Source organism: Cryomorpha ignava (genome assembly GCF_010686655.1).
Classification (GTDB): Bacteria; Bacteroidota; Bacteroidia; order Flavobacteriales_D; family Cryomorphaceae; genus Cryomorpha; species Cryomorpha ignava.
This window is the reverse complement of record NZ_JAAGVY010000008.1, coordinates 22,466-49,149: the sequence shown is the minus strand read 5'-3', so window position 1 is coordinate 49,149 and position 26,684 is coordinate 22,466. Positions and strand designations below refer to the sequence as shown.

At 39.8% G+C, this 26,684-nt stretch carries 24 protein-coding genes and 1 tRNA gene; 8 read left to right on the top strand and 17 right to left on the bottom strand.

From position 1 onward, the window contains the following. The first annotated feature begins 128 nt into the window (after positions 1-128). Positions 129-1,559, top strand: a complete 1,431-nt coding sequence (locus G3O08_RS06375; RefSeq protein WP_163284011.1) for a T9SS type A sorting domain-containing protein — start codon at positions 129-131, stop codon at positions 1,557-1,559. A gap of 133 nt (positions 1,560-1,692) precedes the next feature. Beyond that, positions 1,693-3,126: an ATP-binding protein gene (locus tag G3O08_RS06370; protein ID WP_163284009.1), complete on the top strand. Its 1,434-nt coding sequence runs from the start codon at positions 1,693-1,695 to the stop codon at positions 3,124-3,126. 972 nt (positions 3,127-4,098) lie between these two features. Here the strand turns inward: G3O08_RS06370 and G3O08_RS06365 are convergent. After that, positions 4,099-4,668, bottom strand: a complete 570-nt coding sequence (locus G3O08_RS06365; protein ID WP_163284007.1) for a ClpP family protease — start codon at positions 4,666-4,668, stop codon at positions 4,099-4,101. Beyond that, positions 4,655-5,092, bottom strand: a complete 438-nt coding sequence (gene ruvX, locus G3O08_RS06360) for a Holliday junction resolvase RuvX (protein ID WP_163284005.1) — start codon at positions 5,090-5,092, stop codon at positions 4,655-4,657. Before ruvX ends, G3O08_RS06365 begins: the two co-directional genes overlap by 14 nt. Before the next feature lie 77 nt (positions 5,093-5,169). On the opposite strand from ruvX, the gene G3O08_RS06355 reads away from it, so the two are divergent. Then, the gene (locus G3O08_RS06355; protein WP_163284003.1) at positions 5,170-6,603 is read left to right on the top strand and encodes a T9SS type A sorting domain-containing protein; all 1,434 of its coding nucleotides are present in this window, start codon (positions 5,170-5,172) and stop codon (positions 6,601-6,603) included. Positions 6,604-6,611: 8 nt separating this feature from the next. Here G3O08_RS06355 and G3O08_RS06350 read toward each other — a convergent pair whose 3' ends face one another. Continuing rightward, on the bottom strand, positions 6,612-7,760 hold the full coding sequence (locus G3O08_RS06350) for an AI-2E family transporter (RefSeq protein WP_163284001.1): 1,149 nt from the start codon (positions 7,758-7,760) through the stop codon (positions 6,612-6,614). A gap of 279 nt (positions 7,761-8,039) precedes the next feature. On the opposite strand from G3O08_RS06350, the gene G3O08_RS06345 reads away from it, so the two are divergent. Genes G3O08_RS06345 through G3O08_RS06330 form a run of 4 tightly spaced genes read left to right on the top strand, consistent with a single transcriptional unit; the run spans position 8,040 to position 11,829 of the window. Next, a complete protein-coding gene (locus tag G3O08_RS06345) occupies positions 8,040-8,852 on the top strand; it encodes a 2,3,4,5-tetrahydropyridine-2,6-dicarboxylate N-succinyltransferase (protein ID WP_163283999.1) in 813 nt (270 codons plus the stop codon). A 4-nt stretch (positions 8,853-8,856) separates the two neighbouring features. After that, positions 8,857-9,837, top strand: a complete 981-nt coding sequence (locus G3O08_RS06340) for a glycosyltransferase family 9 protein (protein WP_163283997.1) — start codon at positions 8,857-8,859, stop codon at positions 9,835-9,837. Continuing rightward, positions 9,834-10,403, top strand: coding sequence for an L-threonylcarbamoyladenylate synthase (locus G3O08_RS06335; protein WP_163283995.1), 570 nt, complete (start codon positions 9,834-9,836; stop codon positions 10,401-10,403). The genes G3O08_RS06340 and G3O08_RS06335 overlap by 4 nt, the downstream gene beginning before the upstream one ends. Positions 10,404-10,419: 16 nt before the next feature. Then, entirely contained in the window at positions 10,420-11,829 is a 1,410-nt protein-coding gene (locus G3O08_RS06330) for a CCA tRNA nucleotidyltransferase (protein WP_163284165.1), read from the top strand. Here G3O08_RS06330 and G3O08_RS06325 read toward each other — a convergent pair. From G3O08_RS06325 to G3O08_RS06270, 12 genes are all read right to left on the bottom strand, one after another. After that, complete coding sequence (locus G3O08_RS06325; RefSeq protein WP_163283993.1) at positions 11,826-12,110, bottom strand: DUF427 domain-containing protein; 285 nt, start codon at positions 12,108-12,110, stop codon at positions 11,826-11,828. The two genes, G3O08_RS06330 and G3O08_RS06325, sit on opposite strands and share 4 nt — an antisense overlap. After that, on the bottom strand, positions 12,107-13,048 hold the full coding sequence (gene egtD, locus G3O08_RS06320; protein WP_163283991.1) for an L-histidine N(alpha)-methyltransferase: 942 nt from the start codon (positions 13,046-13,048) through the stop codon (positions 12,107-12,109). Before egtD ends, G3O08_RS06325 begins: the two co-directional genes overlap by 4 nt. A 3-nt stretch (positions 13,049-13,051) precedes the next feature. After that, entirely contained in the window at positions 13,052-14,251 is a 1,200-nt protein-coding gene (gene egtB / locus G3O08_RS06315) for an ergothioneine biosynthesis protein EgtB (RefSeq protein ID WP_163283989.1), read from the bottom strand. A 57-nt stretch (positions 14,252-14,308) separates the two neighbouring features. After that, positions 14,309-15,568, bottom strand: a complete 1,260-nt coding sequence (locus tag G3O08_RS06310; RefSeq protein WP_163283987.1) for a hypothetical protein — start codon at positions 15,566-15,568, stop codon at positions 14,309-14,311. A 115-nt stretch (positions 15,569-15,683) separates the two neighbouring features. Next, positions 15,684-17,276 carry a S8 family serine peptidase gene (locus G3O08_RS06305; protein ID WP_163283985.1) on the bottom strand — a complete coding sequence of 531 codons (1,593 nt, stop codon included), beginning with the start codon at positions 17,274-17,276 and terminating at the stop codon, positions 15,684-15,686. Between the two features lie 162 nt (positions 17,277-17,438). Then, positions 17,439-18,626, bottom strand: a complete 1,188-nt coding sequence (fabV, locus tag G3O08_RS06300; RefSeq protein ID WP_163283983.1) for an enoyl-ACP reductase FabV — start codon at positions 18,624-18,626, stop codon at positions 17,439-17,441. Positions 18,627-18,726: 100 nt separating this feature from the next. Continuing rightward, complete coding sequence (locus tag G3O08_RS06295; RefSeq protein WP_163283981.1) at positions 18,727-19,215, bottom strand: hypothetical protein; 489 nt, start codon at positions 19,213-19,215, stop codon at positions 18,727-18,729. Between the two features lie 100 nt (positions 19,216-19,315). Next, on the bottom strand, positions 19,316-20,548 hold the full coding sequence (locus G3O08_RS06290; RefSeq protein WP_204336794.1) for a BaiN/RdsA family NAD(P)/FAD-dependent oxidoreductase: 1,233 nt from the start codon (positions 20,546-20,548) through the stop codon (positions 19,316-19,318). 57 nt (positions 20,549-20,605) lie between these two features. Next, a tRNA-Asp gene (locus tag G3O08_RS06285) sits at positions 20,606-20,679 on the bottom strand. 154 nt (positions 20,680-20,833) lie between these two features. Next, positions 20,834-21,757 carry a DUF58 domain-containing protein gene (locus G3O08_RS06280; RefSeq protein WP_163283979.1) on the bottom strand — a complete coding sequence of 308 codons (924 nt, stop codon included), beginning with the start codon at positions 21,755-21,757 and terminating at the stop codon, positions 20,834-20,836. Between the two features lie 133 nt (positions 21,758-21,890). Further along, positions 21,891-22,082 (bottom strand): CsbD family protein, encoded by a 192-nt coding sequence (locus tag G3O08_RS06275; RefSeq protein ID WP_163283978.1) that lies wholly within the window; start codon positions 22,080-22,082, stop codon positions 21,891-21,893. Positions 22,083-22,302: 220 nt separating this feature from the next. After that, positions 22,303-23,376 carry a patatin-like phospholipase family protein gene (locus G3O08_RS06270; RefSeq protein WP_163283976.1) on the bottom strand — a complete coding sequence of 358 codons (1,074 nt, stop codon included), beginning with the start codon at positions 23,374-23,376 and terminating at the stop codon, positions 22,303-22,305. Positions 23,377-23,687: 311 nt separating this feature from the next. Between G3O08_RS06270 and G3O08_RS06265 the strand changes: the two genes are divergently transcribed. Next, positions 23,688-25,211 carry a SulP family inorganic anion transporter gene (locus G3O08_RS06265; RefSeq protein ID WP_163283974.1) on the top strand — a complete coding sequence of 508 codons (1,524 nt, stop codon included), beginning with the start codon at positions 23,688-23,690 and terminating at the stop codon, positions 25,209-25,211. 39 nt (positions 25,212-25,250) lie between these two features. On the opposite strand, the gene G3O08_RS06260 is transcribed toward G3O08_RS06265, so the two are convergent. After that, positions 25,251-25,634, bottom strand: a complete 384-nt coding sequence (locus tag G3O08_RS06260) for a PRC-barrel domain-containing protein (protein WP_163283972.1) — start codon at positions 25,632-25,634, stop codon at positions 25,251-25,253. A gap of 145 nt (positions 25,635-25,779) precedes the next feature. Then, positions 25,780-26,658 (bottom strand): PPK2 family polyphosphate kinase, encoded by an 879-nt coding sequence (locus G3O08_RS06255; RefSeq protein ID WP_163283970.1) that lies wholly within the window; start codon positions 26,656-26,658, stop codon positions 25,780-25,782. Positions 26,659-26,684: the final 26 nt, after the last annotated feature.

Genomic DNA, 26,684 nt, shown 5'->3' with positions numbered 1-26,684 from the left:
TACATGCGGGATCCTTTTAAAATGAAGATTATTACCTTCAACTTAAAACAACTCTCAGGTAAGAGAATATCGGATATTAAGCCGCACGTTTCTTAGCTTAGTCGTTACCCACCATAAAAAAAGATGACATGAGAATCTTAGCTATTGTTTGTTTAACGCTTATTAGTCAAGGCGCGTACTCACAAATTTCTTTCAAAAAAACATATGGAGATATAGGCAAGGGTGATTACGGAGAAGGAATCACACAACTAAGCAATGGTGATTACATTAGTTGTGGGAATCAGGTATATCAGGATACGCTTGCAAACTATGTTGGAGACGCAGTAATAAGGAGAATGGACGTAAATGGAAATGAATTGTGGTCTATTAATTATAGTGACCCGAATTCAGCTTACCAAGATCTTAGTTTCTATAGCATCATTAAAACCATGGATGGTAATCTTGTAATTGCCGGTGTATCAGATTATGGGTTTCAAAATGACTATAAGGATGCCTATTTAGCAAAAATAAATACCGATGGAGATATACTATGGCAGCATAACTACGGTGGGAGTTTTGCTCAGGGTTTAGTAAAAGTAGTTGAAACGTCAGAAGGCGGTTTACTTTCGGTAGGAGCAAACCATACTGCTACGTCTGCAAATTCACAGGCTTTGTATGCTATTAAAACAGATGCTTTTGGTAACGTTGAATGGGTATATACTCACCCTGATGGACTACATCCATCGATTAGGCATCAAGCATACTCGGTGGCAGAAACACCTGATGGCAACTATATAATTTCTGGGAAAGTTACATCAACGATAAGTACACCCGAAGGTATATATGCAGTTGCCTTGGACAATACGGGAAACTTATTATGGAATAATACTTATGACTACTTTGGCGGACAAGGTCGAGTTGTATTCATCAAAAACAATGGGAATATTTTAGTTTGTGGGTGGTATGCACCTAATTGGATTGCAAGACCATTGATTATTGAGCTTGATGCAAATGGGGTGTTTCTGAATGATTACGAATTTAATTATGACAACACGATTAGAGAATGGGCTTATTCATATTATAAAGATGATTTTGACGTAGTTACAATGTTGAGTTTTGATATTGAATCAAATTATAGAATTATTCAGATAGATAATGCTTTTGATATAGTTTGGGATCGTTTTATCACCTACGATTCTGGAACTGCCGCCGAAGGACATCATATAAAAAAAACCAATGACAATGGATTTATATGTACAGGTACATCCATTATACAAGGAGACATACAAGCTGTAGCCTTTAAAGTTGATGAAAACGGAGTGCTTTCAACGCCACACTTGTCTAATCAGCTAAACCAGATTAATATTTTCCCAAACCCTGCGAGTGATCTGCTGCACATTTCTATTAATAGAGATGCTAAGGTACTACGGATTACATTACTTGATTTAAATGGAAAACGAATAAAACAATTCGAATTATTTGAAAGACAGTTAGATATTTCAGGAATTTCAGGTGGCCAATATTTTTTGAAAGTTGAATTTGATAATAGCGTTGTAACAGAAAAAATTATTATCAAATAAGGAAATACAGACCCCTTAAAGAATGGGAAATAAGAATCCCGTTTGCTTCTTTTTTCTTTAAAACAAATATTATATGATTATAAGATCATTTAAATGACTCTATTTCGTATATTTGGCATCAAACACGAATGAAATGATAAGAGAAATATCTAAAGATCAGATATTGGATCGAATTCGATTTGAAAATCCATGGTGGATAGAAGGCGAAATTGAGACTGACTACAATGAGATGCCACGAAGATTGTACTTTGAACTATTTAAACCATTAGTCAAAGAAAGAGAAATTAGGAGAGCCGTGGTATTGATGGGCCCGAGAAGGGTTGGAAAAACGGTTATGCTCTATCATATGGTTCAAGAATTAATCGAATGCGGGACAAATCCAAAAAAAATAATATTTATAACCATAGAGAACCCAATTTATAACAACATATCTCTTGAGCAACTTTTTATTGATTCAAAACAAGCCACTGGTCTGACTGACAAATCTGATTGGCACATAATATTTGATGAAATTCAATACTGTAGAGATTGGGAAGTACACTTAAAATCATTAGTAGATAGTTATAGAAAAGATAAGTTTATCGTATCTGGTTCTGCTGCAGCTGCCTTAAAGTTTGCAAGCAACGAAAGTGGGGCTGGCCGCTTTACAGATTTTTTACTTCCTCCCCTTACTTTCAATGAATTCATATCTTTAAAAGGTTTAGACACGTTAATTAAGCCTATAAAGCTAAATTGGCATGATAAACAGACAGAATTTTATTCTACAACTCATTTAGATGAGCTTAATAGGCATTTTTTAGATTACATCAACTTTGGAGGCTATCCGGAAGTTATACTTTCTGAAAAAATTCAAGCAAACCCGGGGCGATATATTAGGCAAGATATTGTAGACAAAGTTATTCTAAGAGATTTACCTAGTCTCTATGGCATAAGCGACACAAGAGAATTATATTCTTTGTTTACAACCATTGCATACAACAGTGGCGGTGAATTTTCGCTTGAGACCTTGAGTAAACAATCACAAGTACCTAAAAACACATTAAAAAAGTATATTGAATACTTAGAAGCAGCATTTTTAATAAAGCAAGTAAGACGAATTGATCAAAGCGGAAAAAGATTCAAACGAGATAACTTTTTCAAAATTTACCTGACTAATCCATCATTAAGGAGCGCCTTATTTACACCTATAACATCAACTGATGAAATGATAGGAAATATGGTTGAAACTGCCATATTTGCTCAATGGATGCATAGAGATTGGTTTACGCCGTATTATGCTAGATGGAGTAATGGTGAGGTGGATATGGTGGGGCTGAGTGATAATACACTGAAGCCTATTTGGGCTCTCGAAATCAAATGGTCTGATCGATATTATGAAAAGCCAAAAGAATTAAAAAGTTTGATCAAATTTTGTCAAGAGAATAATATTAAAACACCCATTGTTACTTCAATAAGCAAAGAGGGGGAAGTGGAACATGCAGAAGTTCATTTTCAATTTTTACCTTCTTCAGCTTATGCATATACAGTCGGAAAAAATACGCTTGATATGAAGAAAATAAATAAATAGGGTTATCCATTTAGATATCGAAATGCGTTGCGTAGAGCATTTACTTGCTTCGCAGCGGAGATGACCTGGCTATGTGAAACCGATAGGCTAAGAGCAGGCGAGGCGGCCTCAAAAAAAACTGCGTTCTGATCGAAGCCAATCCTTAGTAAGACCGGAAAGCTCCGAGGCACAAGGAGATCACCCGGCCGCACTTAGGAGTGGAGAAGTTTAGGTTGCTGTTTTATTTGCAGCCTTGAATTTTATTCGTTTGCATTTGTTTTTATAGGTACTCATGAGATCGGCTGTCGCCTTAGTTGCTCCACTTTATGGCTGAATTATTAAAAAATATTATGGTAGCCATGAGCTCATTCCTTCGTCATTCGGTTGTTTCAAGAACTAAGAGAGCGAGAGCGAACGATCTCACAGAAACCGCTAAAAAAACAAATTATTACTTCTGTACAACCGAAAAGCTGTGCTTGAGCTCACGAATACCAATTCGATTAATTAAGCATGAGTAAAGTGGAAAAGAAATCTCTAAATGAGTTCGGTGACTCAAAATCAATTTCTCACTATCGCGATGGCAAACAGTGCTTTACGGAATTACTTCGATAATAGGCATATTGTGCAGGGGAAATTTTACGTTTCGCGACTTAAATGGATAACCCTATAAATAAACACGCTACGATAACTTAAGTATTCGTCCAGCCCATACCTAAAAAGATGGCACAAGTAGGGCAGAGTTGAAAATCTTGAACACCGTTTAAAAAGATGTATTTAAACGCATTTTTAACTGAACATTAGCCGCTACTCCCCTATAGTAAGCCAAAGTCAGGCTTTAAGAGATCAGCATGTACATAGTAACAGACGGACAACAAACCACAAACTGCAAATGAAATCTATTTAGCCGCAGAAAAAAATCCAGCACCTAAATTCACTTGCAGCCATGCGTTCCGCTTATTCTAAAGACTTGCAGCCCGAAGCTTATAGCCAATCTTAAGCCACCGTATCCACAATTCCGTAAGCCACACTTTCTTCAGCGTCCATCCAGTAATCGCGGTTAAAATCTTTCATGACTTTCTCAACGCTCTGACCACAGTTCTCAGCCAAAATTTTCGCGCCAAGTTCTTTAGTTTTCAAGATTTCAATGGCTTGAATTTCAATATCTGACGATTGTCCGCGTGCACCACCGCTCGGCTGATGAATCATTACTTTTGCCATTGGATAAATCTTGCGTTTTCCTTTGGTTCCGGCAGAAAGCAGAATGCTTCCCATTGATGCTGCCAATCCGAGACACACAGTCGAAACCGGACTTTTTAGCGATTTCATGGTATCGTAAATCGCAAATCCGGAAGTTACATATCCACCTGGGCTGTTTATCACGAAAGTAATTTCCTTTCCCGGTTCTTTGTGATCCAAATACAACATGCGGTCTATTACATATCTCGCCGAGTCATCGTCAACTTGTCCCCACAAAAATACTTTTCGCTCTTCGAGGTGTAGTTTTTCAATTTCGCGGTTTATACCGCCATCTTTCTTTTTGTCGTTGTCTTTATCTTCGCTCATTTCTTAATATATTTCGCTGATTTTCTAAATATTGCTGCAATATAAGGGTTGCACTGATTTTATCTAAATTTCCTTTCTCTCTTCTTTTCTTTTTATTTGCTCCAGATTGTATCATCGTCTGCATAGCGAGCTTTGAAGTAAAAGCCTCGTTTATTCGCTCTATGCGAATTTTGGGATGCTTGTTTGAAAATTTCTTGATGAACTTCAAAATATCTTCTTCTACCTCATTTAATTCGCCGCTCATACGCACCGGCAAACCAATTACGGCTGCTTCTACGCTGTTTTTCGCACAATAATCGTCCAAAAACTTAAATATTTCATTGGTTGGAACTGTGGTTAAAGCGCTTGCAATAATCTGTAAATCATCGGTTTCGGCTATTCCACAGCGCCGAGTTCCGTAATCAATACCAATTATTTTTGCCATGGTCAAAAGTAATCATCCCAAAGAATTATTACCTTATGCTCGAAATTCTTTCAATAAATCTTTGAATTACAACCAATATGAAACTTAAAAATCTACCACTCCCATTGCTTCTATTGCTTTTATTTCTGTCTGCCACTGTGAAATCGCAGTATTTGGTAAATAGCGAGTTTTTGAATTTCACAAATTCATTTTCACTCGGTTTCGTTCCTGGAATTCCTGCTCAATACGATGTAGATTTTTACAGAATTACTTACAATACCACCAACACAGCCGGAGAGCCAACGATTGCTTCAGGGGCTGTGGCTATACCTGTTAGCGCTGCATCATGCAATAGCTTCCCGATGATTGCCTATTGTCACGGAACGGTTTTAAAACAACTCGATGTACCGAGCTACAACAATCTGGAAGGGTTCTTAACCAAAGTATTTGCCAGCACAGGCTTTATTGCGGTTGCTCCTGATTACTTGGGTCTGGGCCAAAATCCAGGTATTCATCCGTATGTACACGCAGAATCGGAAGCTACTGCAACGATAGACTTAATTCGAGCGGCTCGTGAATTTTTGGAAACAAAACCCCAGCAAGACAATGGTGAGCTTTTTATAACCGGCTATTCGCAAGGCGGACAAGCTGCAATGGCTACACTAAAATACGCCGAAGAGAATGATTTGAATGAAGAATTAGGAATAGTGGCAGGCGCGCCGTGCAGCGGCCCATATGACCTGTCTGGCTCGCAGGCTGAAGTTATTCTTAGCGATGCACCCTACTCCAATCCGGGATACATCGTTTATCTTTTAATTAGCTATCAGCTGGCTTATGGAAATTTATACACCGACTTGAGCGACATCATACAAAGCCCTTATGATACTATAGTGACACCTTTTTTTGACGGGGTTCAAAATACCTATTCTATGAACGTGGTAAATGATACTTTGCCCAACCAACTTTCAAATCTTTTGGTAGATTCTGTTTACAGTAATTTTCAGAGCAATCCCAATCATCCCCTTTGGCTAGATCTAGAAGACAACGATACACACAACTGGACGCCGCAGGTACCCTTACGCATGTTTTATTGTACCGGTGATGAGCAAGTGAATTATCAAAACAGCATTACTGCAGATTCTGCAATGAATGCCAATGGTGCTGCAGACGTGCAGGCGTTAAACTCGCTTGCCGGTGCAACACACGGCCAATGCATTCAACCTGCTCTAGTAGATGTATATGAATTTTTTAGCGGGCTCGCCACGGCTTGCGATTTGGTGTCTGGAATAGCTGAAAATAAACAGCTCAAACTTGACGTTTACCCAAATCCTGCCAGTGATTGGCTAAACGTTATTATTCCCGAAAAGGGCGGCTACCTCATTGTACAGGATACATATGGCAGAGTAGTCATGGAAAGGAATATTGCAGAAGGCCAAACTCAAGTTGACATTAGCAAGTTAGCTGCTGCAACATATGTAGTATCCTTTCAAGCCGGTAAAATTATACGTAGATCAACCCTTGTGGTACAATAATCTAAAAACTATTCGGAGACTTTAGATTTAATTTTATTGACAATCTTGGTCAAAAATTTTGGTTCGGAGTCTTCTGTACCCGGATCGCCCAATAAATAGCCATAAGGCTCTAAGCCATCTATTGCTCCAAAAATCTCTTTGAGGATGGCCACCAGTGGTATAAACAAAATCATTCCTACGACACCCCAAATAGAACCTCCGACAATAAGCGCTACAAGCGTAATGAAAGGATTAAGGCTCACATTATTACCCACAATTTTAGGGGTGAGGAAATTTCCTTCTACAGCCTGAATAACTACAAAACAACCGAGTACAGCAACGGGATAGAAAAGTGAATCTTTAGTAATGAATGCAAACAAAATAGGAAGAGCCGAACCAATAAACGGGCCTACGAAAGGAATAATATTGAGCGAAGCGGCAATGGCAGCAAATAGCATTGCGTGCTTTATTCCTAATGAAAAAAGCGCGATACTGTAAAGCACAAAGAGGATGCACATAACGTAAAAAACACCTGTAAGATATTTTTGCACTACCCTTCTTATTCGCGGCACAAGTTTTCTGATGCCTTGGCCTTCATCGTGTGAGCTCTTTGCCTTCTTTCTGTCAAAAACCCGAAATAAAAATTCCTTTAAATGATCTCGATAAACCAAAATAAGCACAATGTAAATTGGCACTATAATCACAACACTAAAACTTCCGAGAAAGCCAGTTAAGCTTGTAAATATTTCGCCCATGTGGGACTGAACAAATTTAATTCCTTTTTCTACCGATAAGTCATCTATATTGCTCATTACAACATCGGGCAGTTTGTCTTTTAGCTCTGAAAATTTTTGAACCATTTGATCAGCATCACTCGCAAACCGCTGAACCTGTGAACCTAACAGCGTGAGCAGCCCGGCTAGAACAATAATGGCTACGAGCACGCTTACAATAGCTGCCAGCACCCGTGGAAAATGAATGCGCTCAAGTAAATTTGACAAGGGCACCAGAAAAAAAGCAATAAAAAAGGCAATAGTTAAAGGCACTATAATGCCTTGACCCACAATCATGATATACACCAAAAGAGTAGCAAAAATTAAAAAAATTGTAAGTTTTTTTAAGCTGTCAAAATTTAGATCTTTCATACCATGTATCGAAGACAGAAATAATTCTGTCATTATTTAGATTGTAAAGGAAAGGAAAGTTTTTTACGTTGGTAATAAATTAAGACAGAATACGCATAATGCATTCATTTTGTATCAAAATTTTAGCAAATGAAGACAGTCTTGCTGATTTTCACTCCATAAAAAGCTAAATCGGAATGTAGTTTCAAATATTTACAGAAAGGAACAAACCACTACCTGAACAGGAATTAAATTTTAAATAAGCCAAGAATAATCAACTATATTCGCCAGCCCTTTTTAGATTGCTATCTTTGCTAAACTAATGTAGCATTTATGACAACACCCGAAAGAATAGAAGCGGCCTGGGAAAATCGGGATCTTCTTAAAGATAAGGAGTCTTTAGAGGCCATTGAGGAAGTTATAGATGGCCTGGACAGGGGGAATTTACGCTGCGCATCTTTTAAAGATGGAAAGTGGGCAGTAAATGAATGGGTAAAAAAAGCCGTAGTGCTTTATTTTCCCATTCGGAAAATGACGACGATAGAAGTTGGCCCTTTTGAATTTCACGATAAGATGAAACTTAAAACAGGCTACGCTGAAAAAGAAGTACGTGTAGTGCCTCACGCCATAGCGCGATATGGTTCCTATCTCGCTCCGGGCGTAATTATGATGCCGAGTTATGTAAATATTGGCGCTTACGTAGATAAAAATACCATGATAGACACGTGGGCAACTGTGGGCAGCTGTGCACAGATTGGAAAAAACGTGCATTTAAGTGGCGGTGTAGGTATAGGTGGTGTTTTAGAACCTTTGCAAGCCTCGCCGGTGATAGTTGAAGATGGTGCATTTATAGGCTCACGATGCATAGTGGTAGAGGGTGTAAAAATAGGCAAAGAAGCAGTGCTTGGCGCCAACGTAGTGATCACAAAAAGCACACACATTATAGATGTAACCGGTAGTGAACCAAAAACCTATAAGGGTGAAGTTCCAGAGCGAAGTGTAGTCATACCCGGTTCTTACGAAAAAGAATTTTCTGCAGGAAAGTATCAGGTACCCTGCGCACTTATTATTGGCAAAAGAAAAAAAAGCACAGACCTTAAGACCTCTCTTAACGAGGCACTTAGAGAGCATCAGGTAGCCGTATAAAAGAATGAAAAACATTTTGATTATTCAAACAGCTTTTATTGGTGATGTGATACTGGCTACACCACTTATCGAGAAGCTGAAACGTTTTTACCCGGAAAGCAATATTGATTTTTTGCTCCGCAAAGGAAATGAAGGTTTGCTTAAAGGTCATCCTAAATTAAACCGGGTTTTGATTTGGGACAAGAGAAAATCAAAATACAATACCCTAGCAAAAATTACGGCAGAAATTAGGAAAAACAAGTACGACGTGTTAATTAATTTGCAGCGTTTTGCCTCATCCGGTTTTCTCACCACTTCTTCCAAAGCCAAAATTAAAATTGGCTTTTCCAAAAATCCGTTCTCTTTCGCATTTACCCACAAGTTTCCGCATGTTATAGATCAAAAAATGCATGAGGTAGATCGCAATTTAAGCCTGATAGAGCATCTTACAGATCCAAGTTTTCAGCGACCGGTCTTATATCCTTCCACGGCAGATTATGAGAAAGTAGGCCAGTATCAATCCAGTCCTTATTTTTGCCTAGCGCCGGCATCTGTTTGGTTTACCAAGCAATACCCAGAAGAAAAATGGGTAAAACTTATAGACAAATTAAACCCCGAGAGGAAAATATTTTTGCTTGGAGCTCCATCAGATATAGATCTTTGCGCTTCTATCAAAAATAAGAGCGTGCATGACAATGTGGTTATCCTTGCCGGCGAGCTAACTCTATTGCAATCGGCAGCGCTTATGGAAGGTGCCCGAATGAATTACACAAACGATTCTGCCCCAATGCATATTGCATCGGCTGTAAATGCGCCTATTACTGCGATTTATTGCAGCACAATTCCCGAATTTGGTTTTGGGCCGCTTAGCGACAACAGCAAAATAATTGAAACCCGCGAAAAGCTTGAATGTCGCCCTTGTGGCCTTCACGGCAAAAAAGCGTGTCCGGAAGGACATTTTAAATGCGCATATACCATAGATCTCAACCAATTTTTTGAGCCTTGATAGAAATTACAATTAAAGAAGCACCACTGAAAATTAAGGATGGTGCTATAATCCTGACCTATTTGGAAGACAGTATTTCGCTGATTTGCGATGCGCGTAATAGCGCGTCGGTAGATCATTTGCGGAAGCTAAAAAAACGAAAAGCAGATAAGGGTTTTACCATTTTAATGGATAGCGATGCACGTGTAAACAAGTACGTGCACGATGTGCCACCACTTGCGTGGGATATTTTTGATACAGCCGATTCTCCTATTATTCTGGTACTACCCGGAGGTAGAGATATCGCCAAGAATGCACTGGCCGCTGATGGTACAATTGCTGTGAGAATGGTGACAAGTATGGAAGAGCGAAAACTTGTGCAGGCTGCAAATGGACCTGTAGCGGCTACGGCTTTGCTAAAGGCTGATGGAAGTCTGGCCAGAACGATAGAAGAAGGAGATACGGCAATTTTGGATGAAATAGAATATGTGCTAACTTTGCCGCCCGGAATTAAAAGCTACTCAATGAAGAAAATTCCGATTATTTATCTCGACCTGGCTAGCAACGTTAAAATTATCCGTGAATAAGTCTGCAACAACCAAAATGCCCTTTGATGAAGTTCTGGAATCGACTGTTTTTAAGATGCTTAAAAAAGTTGTAGAGAAAGAAAATTGCGAGGCCTACGTAATAGGAGGATTTGTAAGAGATACACTTTTAGGAAGAGAAGGCAAAGACCTTGATATAGTTGCCGTGGGTGATGGCATAGCTCTGGCCAACGCAGTAGCTCAAGAAATTGGAAATACAAACGTGGCTATTTTTAAAACTTTTGGCACAGCCATGCTTCACTTTGAAGAGTGGGAACTGGAGTTTGTGGGAGCACGTAAGGAAAGTTATAGCCCTGATTCGCGAAAGCCAAGTGTGACAAAAGGCTCTTTAAGAGATGATCAATTGCGACGCGATTTCACCATAAATGCAATGGCTCTTGCGCTGTCGAAAAATGATTTTGGTAATTTTATTGATCCTTTTTATGGACTAGAAGATCTTGAGAAAAAAATAATACGAACTCCAACCGATCCTGAAATAACCTATAGTGACGATCCGCTGCGCATGCTGCGCGCTATTAGATTTGCTTCGCAGCTAAACTTTAAAATTGACAAACTTTCGATTCAGGCCATTGAAAAAATGAGCGATAGAATCAGCATAATAAGTGAAGAGCGAATAAGCATAGAGCTCAATAAAATCATTCTCTCTCCAAAACCGTCTATTGGCTTTAAGCTCTTGTTTGACACCGGATTACTACAGATGTTTTTTCCAGAAATGGTTGACCTTTACGGCACAGAAGAGCGCGATGGGCATATGCATAAAGATAATTTTTACCATACGCTCGAGGTTCTTGACAATGTGGCGCGTACCAGCGATAACCTCTGGTTGCGATGGGCTGCCATACTGCACGATATTGCCAAACCGGCCACCAAACGATTTGTACCGGAAATCGGCTGGACTTTTCACGGACACGAAGACCGCGGAGCACGCATGGTGCCGAGTATATTTAAGCGGCTGAAGCTACCACTCGATGCTAAGATGAAATATGTGCAAAAGCTGGTTGCGTTGCACCTGCGACCTATTGCACTAACCAAGGAAGAGGCCACCGATTCGGCTATACGACGATTGCTTTTTGATGCTGGCGACGATATTGACGACTTGATGACGCTATGCAAGAGCGATATTACATCAAAGAATGAAGCTAAAGTAAAACGGTATCTGGCCAATTACGAAAAAGTAAAGAAAAAGCTTGTAGAAGTTGAACAGAACGACCGCGTAAGAAACTGGCAGCCACCCATAAGCGGCGAGTTGATTATGGAGACCTTTGGTATAGAACCCTCTCGCGCTGTAGGCACCATAAAAAATGCCATTAAAGAAGCTATTCTCGATGGAGAAATTCACAATAGCTACGACGAAGCATTTACATTTATGCTTAACCTTGGTAAAAAGCTCGGTTTAAAACCCGTTTAATTCTCCTTTACTTCTACCCCGCGCCAAAAAGCCACGTAATTGGTTATTTCTTTTGCGGCCGGCTTCGCATCAGGATAATACCATGCCGCATTTTCGTTTGTGTCGCCATTTACTTTTATATCGTAATAAGCTGCAACTCCTTTCCAGGGACATATGGTATGAAAATCATTTTTGTGTAAATATTCAGATTTCACAGCTTCCTGCGGGAAGTATTCGTTCCCTTCAATGTTAATTGTCTTGTCGCTTTCGGCAAGGACGTGCCCTTTCCAGATGGCTTTCATATTTTCTTAGCTAAAGTATCAACGTAATAATGCTTACAATCGAAAAAATGTTTAGAAACATTAAAGTTGGCATTTTCAAATAGTGTTTCTATTTGGTTAATCCCGTATTTACGGCTTATTTCTGTGTGTATTGCTTCTCCTGCATCGAAGACAAATTGCTTCTTCAATCCCTTAATATTTACCGTTTGCTTTTTTAAGCTCACAATATAGCTTTTGGCAAACCCTGTTTCGGGATCATAGTACGGGTAGTGGTCAAAAGCTTCCAAATCAAAATCTGCTTCTAATTCCCTATTTATCCGTTTCAATAAATTGAGGTTAAACGCTTTAGTTATCCCCTGCTTATCGTTGTATGCTTCAAGAATGGTTTTGGGATTTTTCTTCAGATCAAATCCAATAAGGGTAAAATCACCAACATTCAAAACGGCATACAGCGCGTTCAAAAACCGAACTGTTCTATCTTCCAAAAAATTACCAATACTCGATCCCAAAAACAGAATTACTTTGGGATTTTCAGATTTTCTATTTATGCTTTCCAAGGCTTCAAAGTATTCAGCATTTTCTGCTAATATTTCGAGATCAGGAAAGCGCTTTTGAAAATCAGATTTCAGGGTATTTAGCACATTTTCAGAAATATCGATTGGAATATACCGAAAATTTGCCCCGGCTTCGATAAGGCGTTCAATAAGAATTCTGGTTTTAAAACCATCTCCGGCGCCGAACTCTACTAAATCAAATTTACGACCATTTACGTCAAGTTCAGAGAGAATTTGCTCCGCTTGGGTTGAGAAAATTTCAAACTCTGCATTTGTCAGGTAGTATTCGGGCATTTTCATAATAGCCTGAAAAATCTTGTCACCTTCGGCATCGTAAAAATAACGCGAAGACAAATACTTTGGGTTCTCACTCAGACCGGTGCCTACATCTTCTTTAAAACTCATATCCTACTTGGCAAGCCTTAAGCCTGCATATTGCCATTGTAAATGTGGATGAAAAAAATTGCGGTAAGAGTTACGGCTATGCCCCGTAAAAGAGGCTTTCGACCCACCACGCAGCACCATCTGATTTATCATAAACTTGCCGTTATACTCACCTATCGCTCCCGCAGCTGTTTTAAAACCGGGGTAAGGCAAATAGGCGCTATTGGTCCATTCCCAGCAGTTTCCCCATGCAAACAGATCAGATGCCGCTTCCCACTCATATTCAGTAGGTAGCCTGCAATCTTTCCATGCGGCATAAGCCGAAGCTTCGTAAAAACTAATGTGCATAAGTGTGTCGTTTGGATTTATAGGCTTATAACCGCTCAGAGTATATCTAAACCATGTTCCGTTTTGCTCATACATAAACATGGGTGCCGCAATTTTGTTTTGATTAACCCAAGCCCAACCGTCACTATGCCAGAATTTAAAGTTTTTATACCCGCCATCTTCCACAAAATCAATATATTCGCCAAAAGTAACCGGCTGAGAAGAAATTTCAAAATCGTGGAGATAAACCTTGTGTCTGTTCCACTCATTATCAAATGAGAAACCACTTCCATGGAATCCGATCTCATAAATTCCCTGATCGACAGCAATAAAATCAGTATTTGAATTGACGGGAATCCGATCTATTTCGCAGTTGGCATCGTAAACCGGAAATATGGGATTGTGCCCCAGAATATATTTGATATCTGTAAGCAAGAGCTCCTGGTGTTGCATTTCGTGCTGCAAACCAAGTTGAATAATTTCCAGAAGTTGCTGGCTAGCCGTTTCCTCCCGAAGGGCTTTTACGATATGCTCATCCACATATTTGCGGTAAGCATAAATCTTATCTACTCCGGGTCGTGTAATGTTTCCGCGGTCAGTGCGCAAAACACGTTTGCCGACAGATTCGTAGTAGCTATTAAACAAGTAGTTAAAATCAGGATCAAACTTCTGATATTCGGGCAATATCTCTGATAGAAAAAATGTTTCAAAAAACCAGGTGGTATGCGCTAGATGCCATTTTGGCGGGGATACATCATCAATGGGCTGAACGACGTAATCTTCTTTTTGAAGCGGCTGGCAAATATCTTCTGTGCGTTTTCTAACCGCAATAAACTGATCTACAATCTGATTTTGAATATTTGGCGCTTCCGCAATTGGGTTTTCTATCTCTTTCATGGGATTACTTTTGCCATGAAGTTAGATAAATTCAGAATGAGAAGTGGGTTTAAAAACTCAATTTTTTATAAAAACCTTTTCAGAATGGGAATCGAGGCCTCCGGAAATGTGAAAAATGTAATAACCTGATTCTATAAAGCGTTTAATCCTAAAAGAAGAACTGCCCAGAAAATGATCAGAATAAAAAAACCTTCCATTCAGATCGTATACTGAAACTGTGTAAATAACATCGGACTTAAGCGAGCTGCAATACAAGGGAAGCCCGATGGTGTAAGGATTTGCAAAAAAGCATTCTATTTCGTTTCTTCCTTGCGATAAATTGCCACGATTGTACTCACTCCAATAATGCACCTGCTTTTGATAATTATCCCAGACACCTGAACTTTCATCCCAGGCACTTTTTACGATTTCGCCAATATTACCTTCTGAATCGTAATTTGCAGTTTCAGATTGGGAGGGTATAAATTCAGAATTTTGATTAAGAAGTTTCTGTGCACTGCCTAAAAACTGACCCTCGTCATTGTATTGAATAGAAACTACAGATGTATTAATCCATCCATTCTCCAAATTATTCCATGTACTGCGGGTAGTAGAAATAAGATCATCGGATTCATTGTATTCGTAAACTTTACTGGTTTCATTTTTCCAGGTATTCAGACTATCGACCCAAATTTGAAACACCTCTTTTTTAAGGTCATCTAAGCCATTGTAGGTATACAAATAACGCGAAATTCTTTCCCATTTCATTTCAGATTCCATCCACTCAAAACTCGACTCTTCAGAAATCAAATAATCCGAATTGTACGTATAACTGGTTTTGGAATCGGCCACCCATTGCGTATTTACGTTTTCAAATGTGGTAATTTCACTTATTAGACCCACATAATTATAACTAAAATCGCGTTTAATTGACGGCTCGTAAACAGCCTTATTTTCAGCTCGGATAAGCTCTTCTTCTGCAGCAAGAAAATCTGATATATAGGTGCTTTTTTTCTGTTTGTATCCTTTCCACGCATCGTTCTCCTTTGCAAATATTTGGCGTAGTACTTCCCTACCCTGATTGTCGTATGAATAAACCGCTTTCTCCTTTAGCAACCATTCTTCTTCTGTAGACTCAGCTGTGGAAATATAGGTAAAGGTAGAATCGCGCAGGTAGGTTTTATCGATGATCTCGTTTATGTCAACGCGTCTTAAACCTTCATCTCCATAGTTGGGAAATGAACCCGATCCGGTCTGCGCATGAATTGAGAATGAGCCTAAAAAAGCCCATGCAGCGCAGAATGAAAGCAGCAACGGTTTAAGATAAATGATCTTCATATCTACTAAACAGGGTAATAAATTTACGAAAAGTTAAATAGAAATCACAAAGTGATTCATTTAACTACCAAAACGCTGCTTATATGACGAGAAAATGAATGGAAAGATGCCTAAATCAGGAGCCCGATTTAACCTTTGCAATTACGAGCGACATAAAAAGAGATGGCACGCCTGGGTTTCGAATCAACTTTTTTATTTTGAGGTCATCACCTAGAAACATAACGTGGAGTTTCTTATCAATATCAGCTGACTGAAGAATGATTTCTTTAATTTCATTGGCCGAAAGGTTGGGATAAGCTCCTCGCAATACTGTCGCTATTCCACTCACAACCGGTGCAGCCATGCTCGTACCCGAGTAGCTATCAACTCCGCCACCTGATACAAGGCTCAATATATCAACTCCGGGTGCAAGAATATCAACTGATTTTTTGCCGTAATTCGAAAACTCTGCAATAAAGGTCATATCACGCAAAGGCCCGCTAGCTCCTACTGTAATCCAATTTTCAAAAGACTTTCGCTTTCCCATTGTACCATCGGGATAGTTAGCCAACTTATCATTGTTTTCAGAGTCATTTCCAGCTGCATGAATCAGCAAAACATCATTCGCGGAAGCGTATTCTATTGCGCTGTATATCAATTCTTTTTCGGGTGAATAATCTTTTCCAAAGCTCATATTAATCACTTTGGCGCCATTGTTAACTGCGTATCTGATGGCTAGAGCCACATCCTTATCGCGTTCATCGCCATCGGGCACCACACGAAGCGACATAATTCGGGCGTTTTTCGCGATACCGTTTATGCCGTTGTCATTGTGTCGTACGGCTCCAATAATTCCGGCCACATGGGTACCGTGATCGGGATTACCCGCCCAAACCATTGGGTTGCCGTAAGCGGTATTATTTCGTTCAGCCTCGGCTTCATTTACAATAGTTCTGGGATTAAAATCAATATTGTAATGATACTGAATTGAAGACTCAAAGTAAGAATCATTTTCGGTAAGATACTGCCTAAGCCCTTCCTGCTCGGCCATCAAAAGAAAATCGCGAACCTGACCATCGTCTTCATTTTCAGGTTGATATTTGATCAGGTCGTTGATTGTTAACTCTTCAGATTTCAGCTGCTCTTTCATATATGCCGAAGCGCCCTGATAAAGTGCGGCAAGCTGAGCATATTGCGAATACTCGGAATTCAGTTCACTTATTTTTTCATCGTAAGCGGCTTTGTAAAAGAGATATTCTTTGTACGCTTTTTTATCAGCTTTGGGAACTGCCTCGGCATCCACATTTTCAAAGCGTTCTTTCAAAGGTCGGTAAAGACGAACAATCTCAATATTTTCATGCTCAATATTTTCACCGTCCGGATTTCCCAGATAATTCCATCCATATATATCGTCAATGTATCCATTTGCATCATCATCAATTCCATTTTCCGGTATTTCATTGGCATTTATCCAAAGTTTGCCTTTCAAATCAGGATGAGATACATCTACTCCATCATCAATAACTGCGACAATAACTGGCTGAATTTCTGGATCTGCAAAATGCTTATAAGCCTCGTTTACCGAAACACCAAAGACATTATTTTGCTCGGGACTCAGGTTAAACCAATCGCCTTCATATTGGTCAAGCAACCCTTCCGGCTCATCTTGCGCAAGAGCAAGATTAACAGAAAGAAAAAATGAAAGAAAAAGCACTAAAGCATGTTTCATAGATTCAAGATTTTTACAAACAAACGGATGAAAACTGAACAGTTGCGCAGCACATTGCCAATACTTGTTAAGCGGCAAGCGTAATTTAATAGAAATGAAATATGTTCTCTCAGAGCTACCTATTTAAGTAGGCATTAACGGATGTTTTAGGTATCCATCTGTTTATTGTAATCCAGGAATACTGACTATTTCGTTAGACTCCTTGTCGTAATCAACTTGATCGTAACTAAAACCAAAGAGATGAAAGAAATCATTTTTATATCCTTCTAAATCGCCAATAGATGGAAGCGTTTCTGTGGAAGCCTGCTCCCACAATTTCGAAACTTCGGCTTGAATATCAGAGCGCATTTCCAAATCGTCTATGCGTATTCTACCTTCTGAATCTTGTGGCACCTGATTGAGAAATAATCTTTCGGAATACAGCCGCTGAATCTGCTCAATACAGCCTTCATGCACACCTTTTTCTTTCATAACCTTATACAACAAGGAAATATATAATGGAATTACGGGAATAGCAGAGCTAGACTGGGTTACCAATGCCTTATTAACCGAAACGTACGCTTTTCCGCCAATATCTTTTAGCAAATTTGTAATGGTAAAAGCGGTTTTCTCTAAATGGTCTTTTGCCTTTCCAATCGTTCCTTTTCTATAAACCGGTTCGGTAATTTTTGGCCCAATATACGAGTAGGCCACGGTCTTGAAATTAGAAGAAAGCAAATTTTCTTTTTTCAATTCACTTATCCACATCTCCCAATCTTCGCCTCCCATTACTGCAATCGTATTCTCAATATCTTCTTCTGTACCCGGTTCTATGCTTATCTCTTTTACTTCTCCAGTATGAAAATCTACTGTTTTATTGGTGAAAGTATCTCCAATTGGTTTTAGGGTCGATTTATATCGAATTCCACTTTCAGGATGCGTTCTTACAGGTGACGCCAGGCTATAAATCATCAAATCAATTTCACCAAGATCTTCCTTGATTAGTTTTATAGTTTGAGCTTTTACTTCTTTTGAATAGGCATCGCCGTTTATACTTTTGGCATATAGGCCTGCATTTTGAGCTACTGTTTCAAAAGCAGCGGTATTGTACCACCCCGGTGAAGCTGTTTTTCCTTCCGAAGGTGGTTTTTCAAAAAAAACACCTATGGTAGAAGCCTCTGAGCCAAAAGCACTTGTAATTCTCGAAGCCAAACCAAAACCAGTTGATGCTCCAATAACAAGCACGTTTTTAGCACCTGCGATTTTTCCTTTCGATTTTATATAATCAATTTGATTTAAAACATTTTGCTCGCAGCCTGTTGGGTGTGAGGTAATGCAGATAAACCCACGCGTTTTAGGTTCTATTATCATTTAATATTGATTTTTTAGCTCCAACCACCTAATGATCAAACCAGTAAGACACCGCAATTAGTGCTTAATGCGCGAGCTATATTCTCAGTAAATCAGCTAATTAAAATCTTTTAGAAAGGCCAAAACGACCACCATTGAGATTATTACCTCCTCCCAATTCAAGATTGATGCCCCAGCTACTATTCCAATAATATCTCCCTCCGATTTGGAAGCCCAAATCTAGACCGCTCACGTGGTCGTGATTCTTATTATGGATGCCGTGATCGTGATCATCCTCAAAACCGATAGCAAATCCGATATTAAGTCCGGCATAAAAGTCCCAGTCACGCGGAATATCGAGAATCGTATTAAAATGGTAATCTCCTCTACCGGAAATGCTTAAGTAGTCTAAGTTAAGATCGAGACCTATCTGTGGACCCACCGTAATATCTGGATGTACCCCAAAGTCTAATCCGGCATAAACCGGAATTCCGGAACCGTAAAGACCCAAACCAAAATTAAACTGCTTACCATCGGCTCCGATAGGGCTCTGCGCAAAGGCCGAAACACCAAGGGTAGCGAATACAAAGAATACAAATATCTTTTTCATAGTTGGTTTTTAAAAGGAACAAAAGTATCTATGTTTTGTTGATCCAAAACACAATAATCCCTAATAATTTCGGCGTAAGATTTCTAATTTCTAAACCCCTTCAATGCAGCGATTCTCCAGCATTTTTCCCTGCCAAGTAGCCACTTGTCCATGCATGCTGGAAATTAAATCCACCTGTAATCCCATCAACATTAAGCACTTCGCCGGCGAGGTATAAACCCGGAACCTTTTTCGACTCAAATGTAAGTAGGTTAACTGCATCAAGTTCCACACCACCACAAGTCACAAACTCTTCTTTAAAAGTAGTTTTTCCGGATACATTGAATCCGCAACGCACCAAATTTTCCATCAATTTATTCGCCTTTTTAGCCGGTAAATCAGCAAATTTTAAGTTTGCGCTTATTTCTGCCATGGCACAAAGCTTTTCCCACAGTCGCGCCGGCAAACCAAACATGGGATTAGAGACCACAACTTTTAAAGGATGTTTCTGACGCATACCGCTTATTTCTTCTCTTACGAATGGCTCACCGGCTCCTGCCCAATTTATTAAAATGGGAAACTTGTAATTAATTTCATTCAGATAAATAGCAGCCCAGGCCGAGAGTTTAATTACTGCAGGCGCGCTAAATCCCCAATGTGTAATCAAAACAGGGCCTTCGCTTTTCCATTTTGTGCCTGGTATTTGTACGCCGCCTTGCGAAACGGAAAGCCCCATTAGATCTTTCATTTCACTATCGGGCACATTAAATGTAAATAAACTGGGAACAGGTTTTGCTATTTTTAACCCCAGATCTTTAAGCCATTGATAGCCTCCTATTTTATTAAATCCGCCGGTGGTAACAATAACTTTAGCTGCCAGAATTTGATCTCCGCTTGAGAGTTCAAGTCGAAACCCTCCGTCTTCGATCATTGTTATTTTTGCTACTTCCCTTTTGTAATGAACTTTTACTCCATTCTCTTCTGCAGCGTGCCAGAGTGCATCCACAATCGTTTTGGAATTGTCTGAAACCGGAAAAACCCGTCCATCCGATTCTGTTTTAAGTTGAATCTCACGGTTTTCAAACCAATTTTGAGTGCTTTTAGCGTCAAAAAGCTCAAATGACTTCCTTAGTTTTTTACCTCCTCTGGGATAGTTTTCTACCAGTTGCGATGGGTAATTGCAATCATGGGTAACATTGCATCTACCGCCACCACTTACTGCAACCTTCGTAAGCACTTTATTGGTTTTTTCCAGAATCACAACAGAATTCGCGGAAGCGTTTGCTGCGTGAATAGCAGCAAAAAACCCCGCGGCGCCGCCTCCAATAACTACTATGTCGTAAGATTCAATCATTTAGCAATCTAAGATACCTATACAAAGCAAAAAAGCCACCTCAAGGGTGGCTTTTTGCGGTCCGGACGAGACTCGAACTCGCGACCTCCTGCGTGACAGGCAGGCATTCTAACCAACTGAACTACCGGACCTGGTATAAGTTGTACTCCTTGCGGAGCGGTGGCAAAAGTAATCGAAATTTCCATTGTCCAAAAGAATTTCAGCAGAAATTAATCAAAAAATTAAAATTGGTTTTGTAAAAATCTATTGCTGCCATTCTATAAATCAGATTATCAACCAAATGAATCAAAAAAGTTTCTTTCGCTTAATCATGTATTTTAACAATACATCATTAAACCCATCTGCGATATCGGCAGAAACGAAATCTATACCGTACTGGCCGCATTTTAGCTGAAGCTCGTACATAAACTTATCCATTTGATTGAGGTAAGTTTCTCTGATTTCATTTGGATGAGCCTTAACCTGCTCGCCGGTTTCAGTATCTACGAATGTGTATGGCCGATTTTCAAATTCAAAATCAAGCTCAGTACTTTTATCCGTAATGTGAAATAGAATAACCTCGTGCTTATTAAATTTCAATCGCTGCAAAGCTGAAAAAAGCTCGTCTTGCTTTTCGGAATTGTCAAACATATCACTGAGCACAACTATTAACGACCGGCGGTGAATACGCTCTGCAATTTGATGCATGGCATCTACAGCCGAGGTTTGCTTAGCGTCTGGCTCTGCATTGAGATAGGCTTCCATTTGGTTAAACAAAAACTTATGGTGAGCCATTGTTGACTTGGCGGGTGAGTGAAACTCTACCGTTTCTGAAAAAGTGGTCAATCCCACAGCATCGCGCTGGCGGCGCATCATTTCGGTAAGAGCAGCTGCCGCGTAGGTGGCAAAAGTAAGCTTGCTGTGCTTGTCGTCGCCTTTTGCTTCGGGATAGCGCATAGAAGCAGACGTGTCAAGCACGATACGACATCGCAAATTTGTTTCTTCTTCGTAGCGCTTTACAAAAAGTTTTTCGCTGCGCGCATATAGTTTCCAATCTATATGGCGCGTGCTTTGGCCAGTATTGTATAAACGGTGCTCGGCAAATTCAACCGAAAATCCATGAAAAGGGCTTTTGTGCATTCCTGTAATAAAACCCTCAACCACCTGTCGAGCCAGAAACTCCATTTTTGTGAGGTTCTGGTATTTATTCCTGTCAATATTTATCGCCATAGCCGACGAATTTACAAAGAATTAAAACGCAATTGGAATGAGTGATCAAAAAGGAATGCCAATTTTATATAAGAAAACCCGATGCCAGGTGGCAACGGGTTTTCAAATTGATCTGTTTCATAATAAATCGAACTTATACGTTGTCGATGAATTTTTTAATATTTTCTTTCGACTCTCCAGTTTTTTTCTGAACTCTACCCAGCATTTCGTCTTCTTTACCTTCTGCGTATGTTAAATCGTCGTCGGTAAGATCTCCGTATTGCTGTTTTAGTTTCCCTTTAATAGTATTCCAGTTTCCTTTAATTTTATCTGCTGTTGCGCTCATGATATGTGTTTTTAAATGTTAGTAATAAATCTTATACTACTATATATGCGAGATTTATACCAGAATCAGCTCCACCGAAAGGAATTAGAACAATTAACTGATTTACAATGTAATAACGAGATGAAAAAAATTAAAAACATCGATTCAGTGCGCATATTTTGGGGTAAGATTACACATAGAAGGGTAATAATCCGCACAGAATGGGAACCCTTCTGCAGTGTTATGCCAACTCTTCTTTTTTATCCTGCTTATGAGCTATTAGTTTACTGACTATTACATCAAGTTCATTTTGGTTTTCGGCTATGTAAGCTTTGGCAGCTTGGCGCAATGCCTCCATATTTGCAGGGCTGGCGTCGTCCATTTCAGGATTTGCAAGACCTATGCCGGGATCTACCCTATGGTAGTCATTTTTATCGCTGGGGGTCATGGTATCAAAGATCTGCATGAGTTGATAATCTACCGTTTCGGAGTTTCCGCTAGTCATGATATCTATTACTGCCGGAATCCACTTTAATTTGCCAGCATCCTTGTACTTTCTATACAGGTAAGGCCTTTTTCTAGCCATAGACTTGGCGCCTGAACCAAGGCTTATAATAAGCATCTCTTCGCCGCAAGGCTCTATAGCTTTGCCAATGTTGCTAAAATTAATCTTGCGTGCTTCCGCATACGCACACAACGCGGGATTATTGGCAAATACTCCACCATCTATCAAGGCATAAGCGGCGCCATCTTCAGCGTAAATAAGCGGAGGCTCAAAGTAAGTAGGTGCCGAGGATGTGGCTCTAACTACATCGCGCATTTTAAAATTACGCACTGCAGTTTCTTTAGCTTCTATGGATGTAAAGAATACTGCTCTACGTTTTTCGATATCATAAGCGGCTATAAGAGAAGGCTTAAGAAGATCTGATAGCAATGAATCGCCAAAATAGTTTTTTAGTGCCTTTTCAAAATAGGCGGCATCGTATTTCTCATCGGTCATACCACCGAGTGTGCGGATGCGATTCCAAAGATTTAAATCAAATATTTTAGGGCCATTCAGAAAGTAGAGGTTTACGGCTTCAGAGGCATCGTATTTAGGGCGTGTTGGATTGCTTTCATCCGGAATCAGATAGAGACCGGTAAGAATTCCACCGGTACTTGTTCCGGCAATCAAATCAAAATAATCTGCTATCCGCTTGTCATCTCCTTCTATTCTTCTCAATTCTCCTTCTATATATTCCATCACTACTCCGGGTATAATGCCGCGTATGCCACCACCATCAATTGAAAGAATTGTTACTTTTTTTTCACTCATAATTATTGAATTATTTTGCGAAGTGTGAATTTCGCCAATCTAAACCAATTGTTTTTCTTTTCGTTTTCAAATTCTAAGGTTCGGTTTCAACAAGTATTTTTTGGGCTAAAATACGAAATGGTAATGGATGAAAATCCTTCTCGGAAAATCGAAGAGATCGTTATTTTCCGAGATTACGCATTTTAACTTATAAGACGGGTCTTGATAACACTGAATCACTAAAAAAATAACTATCTTCGCGCGCTCAAAAATCAATGGCTTTCAGATTATTAAATTAGCCGGCTAAGAACATCTACAGTATCCGTAATTCAATGAAAAAATACCTTAACTTTTTTGATTTTTCGCAAAAAGTAAATTACCGCACAGAGGTACTTTCCGGACTTACCGTGGCACTCGCTTTGGTTCCAGAAGCGGTCGCCTTCGCGATTATTGCGGGACTTTCTCCACTTACAGGCCTTTATGCAGCATTTGTTATGGGGCTGGTTACTTCTATTTTGGGCGGAAGACCGGGAATGATTTCCGGAGCAACGGGAGCAATTGCCGTAGTAATTGTTTCACTGGCAATGGATTACGGCGTAGAATATGTTTTCGCAGCTGTAATTCTTGCCGGGATTCTTCAGCTCACCGCGGGCTTACTGCGGCTGGGCAAGCTTATGCGGCTGGTGCCACACCCCGTTATTTTTGGTTTTGTAAATGGGCTCGCTATTATTATTTTCATGTCGCAACTCGCCCAATTTCAAGACCTTGACGGCAACTGGCTTACAGGTCAACCACTTTATATTTTACTCGGGCTCGTGCTCCTTACCATGGCTATAATCTACTTTTTGCCAAAATTGAGCAAAGCCATTCCCGCTTCTCTGGTCGCTATTCTCACCATTTTTGGCCTCGTAGTATTTTTGGATATAGACACCAGAACCGTTGGCGATATTGCTTCAATTAAAGGAACATTTCCACCATTTCATATTCCGCTAGTGCCACTGGAGTGGAAAACACTACAAATCATATTTCCCTATGCCGCAATTGTGGCAGGGGTAGGCTTGATAGAGAGTTTGCTTACGCTGAATATTATTGATGAAATTACCGAAACCCGCGGCCGGAGTAATAAAGAAGCTGTGGCGCAGGGAACGGCCAATATTCTTTCAGGCCTGTTTTCGGGAATGGGTGGTTGTGCCATGATTGGCCAAAGCCTTATCAATACTTCAAATGGTGCCAGAGCGCGACTTTCAGGAATTGTCGCCGCAGTAATGCTGCTGGTATTTATCATGTTTGGCTCCAGCCTGATAGAGCGCTTGCCTATGGCGGCACTTACGGGACTTATGATTATGGTTGCAATAGGAACCTTTGAATGGGCGAGCCTACGAACATTTAAACGAATGCCAAAATCAGATATTTTTGTGATGGTAATGGTTACCCTTGTTACGGTTTTTTTACACAACCTGGCACTCGCCGTTTTAATAGGCGTAGTAATAGCCGCCCTTGTTTTTGCATGGGATAATGCCAAGAGAATTAGAGCGCGTAAAATGATTGATGCAGACGGTGTAAAGCATTATCAAATTTATGGCCCATTGTTTTTCGGTTCTGTCATGGCCTTTAACGAAAAGTTTGACGTGCTGGGCGATCCTGAAGAAATAATTATAGACTTTGCAGAGAGCCGCGTAGTAGACATGAGCGCCATAGAAGCGCTCAATAAAATAACGGAACGCTACCTCAAAGTGGGTAAAAAAGTGCATCTAAAGCATTTAAGCCCAGACTGTCAAAAGCTTTTGGCCAATGCCAATGAAATAATAGATGTAAACGTGATGGAAGACCCTACCTATAAGGTTTTGATGGATTAAGAACCCTAAAAGATTAAGTCGATTTTACTTTTAATAAATTTAAAATGAGTGATGATACCGCTCTACATTATAATGAGTAAAAATGGTTTTTAGAAAGTCTTCATCCTCGGCGGTAGGCCAGTTATCCTTGTCAAAACCCGGTGCAGATTCCAATTTTTCCTTTGGCACATCGAGAATCATCATTTCTCTGATAGTATCAAATCGGTAACGCTGTAGCGGAACCGCGAAATATTTGCTCCCCATATCAAGAAATCCCGTATCGACTGAAAGTACTGTATAGAGCATTTCACCGGTTTGCGTATTGATCATTAAATCTTCAATTTTTCCGATCGACTCGTCTTTATCGTTGCGTACGGGTGTACCTATTATACTTGTTGCCGATAAAATAAGTCCTTTGTTTGTAGTATTTGAGAGCGTTTCCATATTCCTAAATTTTTGTTATTCAGTTAATCAAAGAAGTAAAAGCAATTTACGCTCCTTTTTTAAATCATTATTAATCAGAACTATATGAAAATGGATTGTGTATGAAATGCAACACTTTCACCTCATTTTCTTTACTGGCGGTGCCTCATTCATTCTCAAGAATTTCTTCGCCTGCATCTATTTCGTCACGTTTCTTTGCTCCCGCATCAGGCCACTGCTCTTTTACCGCTCCAAGCTTTTGTGCCACAATGGACGTTACAATTGCTCTAGCGTCGTCTTTATCATCACCGGGAATAACATACCAGGGCGCATCTGGCGATGCCGTGTTTCTAATAGCATCGTCAAAAGCGCGCATATACTTATCCCAGTATGGGCGTTCTGTGACATCTCCCAAATTAAATTTCCAATGCTTGTCAGGCTCGCCGATACGGTCAAGCAATCGCTTTTTCTGCTCATCTTTGGAAATATGAAGAAAGAATTTCATCACATGCGTTCCCGTATGGACGAGATTTTGCTCAAAATTTCGAATCATTTTAAAACGCCTTTCCCAGAGGTCGTCGTTCACGTCTTCAATAGATTCTATTCCGGGAATATTCTGTTGAAGCAAATAAGACGGATGAACACGTACCACCAAAACCTCTTCATAATGCGATCTATTAAAGACGCCTATTATGCCTCGTGGAGGAAGTTTTAATTGTACCCGCCACAAAAAGTCGTGGCGCAATTCCATAGGAGTAGGCGCCTTAAATGGCCTTACCAAAACTCCCTGCGGATTTACGCCTGTTACAAGCCGCTCAATTGTTCCATCCTTTCCGGCAGCATCCATCGCCTGAAAAACAATTAATGCCGACCTTTTTTGATTGGCAAACATTCTTTCCTGAAAATCTGCTATTTCTTCAACATTCGCTTTAATTATTTTTTTCGACTCCTTAGCGGATAGAGAAAAATCGGGTTTCGTAGAATAGTCTGCCAGACGAAAGCCATTCCCACTTATTACTTCATATCTATTAAAATCCAATTTCATACCCTTCCGAATTATTTTGATCACAA